Here is a 7,696-nt window from a genome sequence, read left to right on the forward strand (position 1 = left end):
GGCGACGGCCCGCGCCCCGGTCGGAGGCGCGGGCCGTACACGGTGAGGGCCCGGCGGGCCGTGAGGGCCGGCGGGCCGTACGCGGCGGGGTCAGCGGGCCGGGTCGTTCTCCAGGACCGGGGAGCGCTTGGCGACCGCCTCGGTGATCTGGCGGGCGATGTCCTGGGAGGTCAGGCCGATCTCACTGAGGATCTTCGGCCGCTTGGCGTGGTCGAGGAAGCGCTGCGGGATGCCGTAGGTGCGGACCGGGACGTCCACGTCGGCGTCGCGCAGCAGGCGGGCGACCGCGTCGCCCACCCCGCCCACCCGTCCGCTGTCCTCGACCACCACGACCAGCTTGTGCAGGCGGGCCGCGGCCACCAGGGCCTCGTCCAGCGGCTTGACCCAGCGCGGGTCGACCACGGTGGCGGAGATGCCCTGCGCGTCGAGCAGGTCGGCGGCGCCCAGGCAGAGCTCGGCCATCGGGCCCACGGACACGAGCAGCACGTCGGGGTCGCCCGAGCGCAGCACGTCCATCCCGCCGAGGCGGCCGACCGCCTCGATCTCGGCCGTCACGGCCCCCTTGGGGTAGCGCAGCACGGTCGGGCCGTCGTCGACCTCCACGGCCTCGGCCAGCAGCTCCCGCAGGCGGGGCTCGTCCCGGGGGACGGCGATCGACAGGCCGGGCACGACCTGCAGGATCGACAGATCCCACATGCCGTTGTGACTGGCGCCGTCGTCACCGGTGACGCCCGCGCGGTCCAGCACGACCGTGACGGGCAGCCGGTGCAGGGCGACGTCCATCAGGAGCTGGTCGAAGGCCCGGTTGAGGAAGGTGGAGTACAGGGCCACCACCGGGTGCAGGCCGCCGAGCGCCAGACCGGCGGCGCTGGTCAGCGCGTGCTGCTCGGCGATGCCGACGTCGTAGAGGCGGTCGGGGTAGGCCCGGGAGAACGGGATCAGCCCGGTCGGCCCGAGCATCGCGGCGGTGATGGCCACGATGTCCTGGCGCTCGGCGCCCAGCCGGACCATCTCCTGGCCGAAGACGTTGGTCCAGCCGTGCGGCTTGGGCTTCTCCTCGCCGGTCAGCGGGTCGAAGACGCCGGGCGAGTGGAAGCAGTCCTCGTCGTGGTTCTCCGCCGGGGAGTAGCCGAAGCCCTTCTTGGTGAGCACGTGCACGATGACCGGGCGGCGGAAGCCGCGGGCCCTGCGCAGCGCGGCCTCCACGGCCTGCTCGTCGTGGCCGTCGACCAGCCCGATGTACTTCAGGCCGAGGTCCTCGAACATGACCTGCGGGGCCAGGACGTCCTTGATGCCCTTCTTGACGCCGTGCAGGGCGTCGTAGACCGGGGCACCGACCAGCGGGACCCGGTGCAGGCCGTCCTTGACGAAGTCGAGCACGTCCTCGTAGCGCTGGTCGGTGCGCAGCGAGGCCAGGTGGGAGGCGAGACCGCCGATGGTCGGCGAGTAGGAGCGGCCGTTGTCGTTGACCACGATGATGAGCGGCAGGTCCTTGCGCCCGGCGATGTTGTTGAGCGCCTCCCAGGCCATGCCGCCGGTGAGCGCGCCGTCCCCGATCACCGCGACGACCGTGCGGTCGCTCTCACCGCGCAGCCGGTAGGCCTTGGCCAGGCCGTCGGCGTACGAGAGCGCGGTGGAGGCGTGCGAGTTCTCGATGATGTCGTGCTCGGACTCGGCCTGGCTCGGGTACCCCGACAGGCCGCCCTCCTGGCGGAGCGTGTCGAACCGCCCGGCCCGGCCGGTGAGCATCTTGTGGACGTAGGCCTGGTGCCCGGTGTCCCACAGGACGCGGTCGTGCGGCGAGTCGAAGACCCGGTGCAGCGCGATCGTCAGCTCCACGACGCCCAGGTTCGGGCCGAGGTGCCCGCCGATGCGGGCCGTGGAGGCGATCAGCAGATCCCTGATCTCCGCGGCGAGTCCCGGCAGCTCGTCCGGAGCCAGCAGCTTGAGATCCCGCGGTCCCTTGACCGACTCCAGAAGACTTCCAGGCTGCCCGGTCCGCTCGCTCACGGAATCATCTCCTCTGTCCAGTCAACGTCAGCACGAGTCTAGTTCGGATGTGAGACGCCGCCCCCAAGAGCGGAGAGTCTGCACGTTTTATCCACACTTGCAATAGCCTTTGCCCCACCATGAAAACTCTCCCCTTTAGGCAACTGTCGTCACTTGTTGCCGCCTCGTTGCTGTTTGCCCTGGTAACAGGCCTGGACTCGGCCAACGCGTCCGCCCCGGCCGCCGCGGCGCCCGTCTCCCCCTCGCTCGTTCCGGTCACCGCCACGCCCGCGTCCGGCGTTTCGGTCACCGGCGTGCAGGCGCCCCCGCGCGGGCGCACCGCCGCCACGGCGAGCCCCCTCTACCGCACCGGCACCCTGCCCCGCGTCAACTGCCGGCCCGGTGAGATCCGCGCGGGGAGCGCGGCCTCTTACCGGACCTTCGTGACCAAGGTCATGCGCTGCCTGAACCTGGGCTGGAAGACCCAGTTCAGGAAGACCAAGCTGTCCTTCTCCCAGCCCCGGCTCCGCTTCTCCACGGTCAAGGTGAACACCCCCTGCGGCCGGTGGCCCAGCAGCGCCGGAGGCATGTACTGCTCCAGCAACCGCACCATCTACATCGGCATCTCGCGGACGGTCCTGAAGAACGTCCACCCCGCCACCCACGCCCAGTTCATCGCCCACGAGTACGGCCACCACGTGCAGCACCTCGCGGGGATCATGAACTACTACGCCAACAGCGTCTGGCGCGCCAAGCCCGCCACCAAGCTGGCCTTCTCGCGCCGGATCGAGCTGCAGGCGGACTGCCTGGGCTCGGCCTTCCTGCGCCAGATCTCCCACTCCCTGCCGGTCGAGCAGGCGCAGTGGGACGCGATGGTCTCCTGGATCGCCGAGAACGGCCACAAGAACTGGCCCAAGAACGACCACGGCAAGGGCCGCAGCCAGGCGTACTGGCTGGAGCGCGGCTTCAACGCCGGCTCCCCGTCCGCCTGCAACACCTGGACGGCACCGTCCGGTCGCCTCGCCTGAGGCGTCACCCGGCACTCACCTGATGCTGCGGCGGCCCGTGTTCACGAGCCGCCGCCGGTCGCCGGGCCGGGGCCGTCACCGGCCAGGTGACGGCCCCTGGGCCGGCCGCCCGTCTCTCGGCACCGCACGGCGGACCCTTCGCCGGGCGGACCCTCACCGGTACCTTCGACCCACCTGATCCACTCAGCTCCACTCAGCTCCACCCGGCCACCCGTCGCCGCCCCGCAGCCGCGCGACGGGTGGTCTTTCTCGTCCACCCGGTATGAGGAATCTCATACCGGCTCCCGCTCCAGGATGAGGATCCTCCTCCCGTACGCGAGGTGAGGCCTCCAGCCCCCGGCCACGAATGGCGATCGATCCGTGACGGTGAGTAGTGCGGCAACGCCGGTCGAGCGCCTGGGACGCGAGCGTCCCTCATATCACGGAACGGCCGGTACCGGCCCCCCGCCGGTCGAGACAGGGAGAAGGGCACGAGTGAGCACGACAGAGATGCGCCTGCGGGTGCTGGAGACCGACGTCATGGCGCTCCGCGCGCACAGTGACGAGAACAGGGCGCTCATCTCGGACATGTTCGAGGTCCTGCGCGATCTGAGCACGGTCACCTCGAAACTCAACACCGAGGTGACCGCCCTCCGAACCGAGGTCAACGAGCTTCGTAGCGAGGTGGCCGGGCTCCGCACCGAGGTCAACGAGCTCCGCACCGAAGTGGCCGGGCTCCGCACCGAGGTCAACGAGCTCCGCACCGAAGTGGCCGCCCTCCGGACGGAGGTCAACGAGCTAAGGGACGAAGTTAACGGCCTACGGGCCAACCAAGACGAGCTACGAGCCGAAGTGAACGACCTACGATCCGAGATGCGGGCCGGTCACGCCGAGCTGCGCGAGGAGATGTCCGTGGTCAAGCGCTCCGTCGGCAACCTCGAGCTCTCCATGAAGCGTCTCGAGGGTGACGTCGCCGAGCTGAGGTCCGGCCACCTCGACCTGCGCAACCTGGTCTCCGGTCTCGCCAGGTAGCGAGCACCCCGCGACACCGTCGGCACCCACGGCCCCGGGTGCCGGCAGCGTGACGTCTCACCGGCGTCGCGGAACAGACGATCTTCAAAGGCATGGCGGTACGCGGTCGGCGCGGCGGAGGAGACCCGTGGCGGACCGGCTGCACCGGACCGCCCATGGGACGTGCGGTCAGGAACCGGCCCTGGCGAGGACCTCCAGCGGGTCGGCCAGGACCTGGGAGAAGGCCAGCTCGGCGGCGCCCACGAGGGTGGCGTCATCGCCGAGGGCCGAGGTGCGCAGGCGCAGGTGCTCGCGGGACGGCGGCAGGGCGTCGACGGCGAGACGGCTGCGGACCTGGGCGGCCGATCCCAGGTAGATCTCCCGGAGCATCCCCCCGAACACGATCATCTCCGGGTTGAAGAGGTTGACGAGGTTGGCGACCCCCAGCCCGAGCCAGTCACCGACCCGGCTCAGCGCGGCCTGCGCGACCACGTCCCCCCGGTCGGCGGCGTCGACCACGGCGCGGACGGCGTCGACCCCGACCCGGGGGCCGAAACGCCCGGCGGCCTCCAGCAGGGCGCGCTCCCCCACCTCGGCCTCCAGGCAGCCCAGCGACCCGCACGAGCACAGGCGTCCCCGGCCGGGATTGACGATCATGTGACCGACCTCGCCGCCGAAGCCCAGGTGGCCGCCGAGCAGCTGGCCGTTGACGATCACGCCCCCGCCGATGCCGACGTCCCCGTGCAGGTAGACCAGGTCGCGGCAGCCGACACCGACCCCCCGGGTCTGCTCGGCCAGGGCGGCCAGGTTGGCGTCGTTGCCGACGGCGACCGGCAGGCCGAAGGCCAGCCGCCGGGTCATCTCCTCGGCGAACGGCACGTCCTCGACGGTGACCATGTTGGGCCCGAACCTGATGATGCCGTCGTCGCGGCCCACTCCCCCGGGGAACGCCGCGGCGACCCCCACGCAGACCGTGTCCGGCCTGGTCCTGCGGTGCATCTGCCGGGCGAAGGCGGCGAGCGGGCCGACGATCTCCTCCAGGGAGAAGGAACCGCGCCGCCGTACCGTCTCGCGCCGGTCGAGGATGGTGCCGCCCAGGCCGACGCGGGCGGCGACCATGCGGTCGACGCCCACGTCGAAGGCGAACACGTAGACCCGCGCCGACTCCGGGCGGACCACCAGGGACGGGCGCCCGGCGCGTCCCGTCTCCCGGGGGAGCTCCTCCCTGACCAGGCCCGCGGCGGTCAGGTCGGCGGTGAGGGCCATGATGGTGCTGCGGTTGAGCCCCATCCGGTTGGTGAGTTCCGCGCGGGAGGTGGGCCCGCCCAGATGCACGTGACGCAGGAGGGCCCCGAGGTTGTGACGCCTGATCTCCTCTTGGGAGGGACCTGCCCGCATGGCCTTGGATTCCTTCGGTGGATCGGAGTCGCTGATCACCTTAGCCCGGTGGCGGCCGCTCGCTTGCGGGAGAGGGCGTCCACCATGGCGGCCAGCAGCAGGACCGATCCGGTCACCATGTACTTCACGCCGGAGCTGTAGCCCATCAGGCCCATGCCGTTCTCGATGACCGCGACCACCGCGCCGCCGAGGATGGCGTCCAGCACCCGGCCCTTGCCGCCGAACAGGCTGGTGCCGCCGATGACGGCGGCGCCGACCGCGTAGAGCAGCACGTTGCTGCCGCCGGTGTTGGGGTCGACGGAGCTGGCGCGGGAGGCGGCGATGATGCCGCCGATGGCGGCCATGGAGGAACAGATGACGAACGCACTGATCTTCATCCGGTCGACGTTGATGCCCGCCCGGCGCGCGGCCTCGGCGTTGCCGCCGACCGCGTACAGGTGACGTCCGTACGCCGTGCGGCGGAGCAGGAACGTCAGGATCAGCAGCAGCACCACGATGACGGGCACCACGAGCGGCACACCGGCCAGCGAGACGACCGCGGCGTTGCGGCTGCGCTCGATGTTGAGGAAGTACACGGCGAGCCCGCCGAGCAGCGCGAGGGCGCCCACCCTGACCGCGATCAGCGAGATCGGGTCGGAGGTCAGGCCCCGGGAGGCGCGCTTGCGGGCGCGCGTCAGCTGGAGACCCGCGTAGGCGACGACGCCGACGGCCAGCAGGATCCAGCCCAGCGTCGGCGGCAGGTTCTTGTTGGAGATCGACAGGATCGTCTCGTCGCGGATGGCGATGATCGTGCCGCCCTTGACGAGCAGCAGCACGAGTCCCTGGAAGGCCAGGAAGGCCGCGAGCGTCACCACGAAGGACGGGATGCCGAGTTTCGCGACGATGGACCCGATCGTGGTGCCGATCACCACGCCGGCGAGGATGGCCGCGCCGACCGCGACGTACCAGGGCAGGCCCTGGCTGCTGAGCATGATCGCGAGGATCGCGGCGCAGACGCCGCTGGCGAAGCCCGCCGACAGGTCGATCTCGCCGAGGAGCAGGACGAAGACCAGGCCCATGGCGATCACGGTGACCGCGGCGCCCTGGGTGAGCAGGTTGGCGAAGTTGCCCGAGGACAGGAAGGCGGGGCGCAGGATCGCGAAGACCGTGCAGAGCACCACGAGGCCGAACACCGCCGGCAGCGCGCCCATGTCCCCGCCGCGTACCCGCTCGACGTAGCCGCGGGCGTTCGCCGTGATGGAGGGTGACTCCTGCACGGTCTTCGGGGTGATCGTGGCGGTCATACGGTGACTCCGTTGGTGAGGCCGAGGTCCCCGCTGCGGCCGGAGGTGATGAGTTCGACGACCTGTGCGTGGGTGACGTCCGAGGTCTTGACCTGGGCCGCCATCCGGCCGAGGTAGAGGGTCGCGATCCGGTCCGAGACGGCGAACACGTCGTTCATGTTGTGCGAGATCAGCACGACGGCCAGGCCCTGGTCGGCGAGGCGGCGGACCAGTTCCAGCACCTGCGCCGTCTGGGCGACGCCCAGCGCCGCGGTCGGCTCGTCGAGGATGACGACCTTGCTGTTCCACAGCACGGCCTTGGCGATGGCCACGGTCTGGCGCTGGCCGCCGGACAGGCTGGCGACGAGCTGGCGGATGGACTTGACGGTCCTGACCGAGAGGCTCTCCAGGGTCCTGGCCGCCATCTCCTCCATGGTGTCCTCGTCGAGGACGATGCCGCGCTTGTGCTCGCGGCCGAGGAACATGTTCTGGACGATGTCGAGGTTGTCGCAGAGCGCGAGGTCCTGGTAGACGATCTCGATGCCCAGGTCGGCCGCGTCGCGCGGGCTGCCGATCTGGACGGGCTTGCCGTCGAAGAAGTACTCGCCGGAGTCGATGGAGTGGATGCCGCCGACGCACTTGACGAGGGTGGACTTGCCCGCGCCGTTGTCGCCGACCAGCGCGGTCACCTCTCCGGGATAGGCGGAGAGGGAGACGTCGTGCAGGACCTGTACGGGACCGAAACTCTTGTCGATCCCGCGAAGTTCCAGTGCGGGGGTCATGGGGTTGTGCTCCCTGTGTTCATTTCGCGCGGTGGGGCTCGCGCGGTTGGGGCGCCTGCAGGCGGTGTCCTGCCCTGCCGTACGGGAGACGCTCATCTGCCGCGTACCCCGGTGTCACAGTGCGGATGCGCCACGATCGGGCGTGGGGGGGGGGGGGGGGGGGGGGGGGGGGGGGGGGGGGGGGGGGGGGGGGTGGGGGGGGGTGGGGGTGGGGGTGGTGTGTGTGGTGGCGGGAGGGTAGGCATCG

At 70.9% G+C, this 7,696-nt stretch carries 6 protein-coding genes; 2 read left to right on the top strand and 4 right to left on the bottom strand.

Going from position 1 to position 7,696, the window contains the following annotated elements; translation table 11 throughout:
* Positions 1-90: 90 nt before the first annotated feature.
* A complete protein-coding gene (gene dxs, locus ACZ6RT_RS30065; protein WP_399195303.1) occupies positions 91-2,010 on the bottom strand; it encodes a 1-deoxy-D-xylulose-5-phosphate synthase in 1,920 nt (639 codons plus the stop codon).
* Positions 2,011-2,177: 167 nt separating this feature from the next.
* Here dxs and ACZ6RT_RS30070 point away from each other — a divergent pair, with 167 nt between their 5' ends.
* Positions 2,178-3,017 (top strand): neutral zinc metallopeptidase, encoded by an 840-nt coding sequence (locus tag ACZ6RT_RS30070; RefSeq protein WP_470157304.1) that lies wholly within the window; start codon positions 2,178-2,180, stop codon positions 3,015-3,017.
* 474 nt (positions 3,018-3,491) lie between these two features.
* A complete protein-coding gene (locus tag ACZ6RT_RS30075) occupies positions 3,492-4,028 on the top strand; it encodes a coiled-coil domain-containing protein (RefSeq protein WP_470157305.1) in 537 nt (178 codons plus the stop codon).
* 168 nt (positions 4,029-4,196) lie between these two features.
* Here ACZ6RT_RS30075 and ACZ6RT_RS30080 read toward each other — a convergent pair whose 3' ends face one another.
* The 3 genes from ACZ6RT_RS30080 to ACZ6RT_RS30090 are packed head-to-tail and all read right to left on the bottom strand — an operon-like array spanning position 4,197 to position 7,449.
* The gene (locus tag ACZ6RT_RS30080) at positions 4,197-5,405 is read right to left on the bottom strand and encodes an ROK family transcriptional regulator (protein ID WP_399195297.1); all 1,209 of its coding nucleotides are present in this window, start codon (positions 5,403-5,405) and stop codon (positions 4,197-4,199) included.
* Between the two features lie 35 nt (positions 5,406-5,440).
* Complete coding sequence (locus tag ACZ6RT_RS30085; RefSeq protein WP_399195296.1) at positions 5,441-6,688, bottom strand: sugar ABC transporter permease; 1,248 nt, start codon at positions 6,686-6,688, stop codon at positions 5,441-5,443.
* Positions 6,685-7,449 (bottom strand): ATP-binding cassette domain-containing protein, encoded by a 765-nt coding sequence (locus ACZ6RT_RS30090; RefSeq protein WP_399195294.1) that lies wholly within the window; start codon positions 7,447-7,449, stop codon positions 6,685-6,687. The genes ACZ6RT_RS30085 and ACZ6RT_RS30090 overlap by 4 nt, the downstream gene beginning before the upstream one ends.
* Between the last annotated feature and the right edge of the window lie 247 nt (positions 7,450-7,696).

It is taken from the genome of Streptosporangium sp. NPDC050148 (assembly GCF_055586505.1).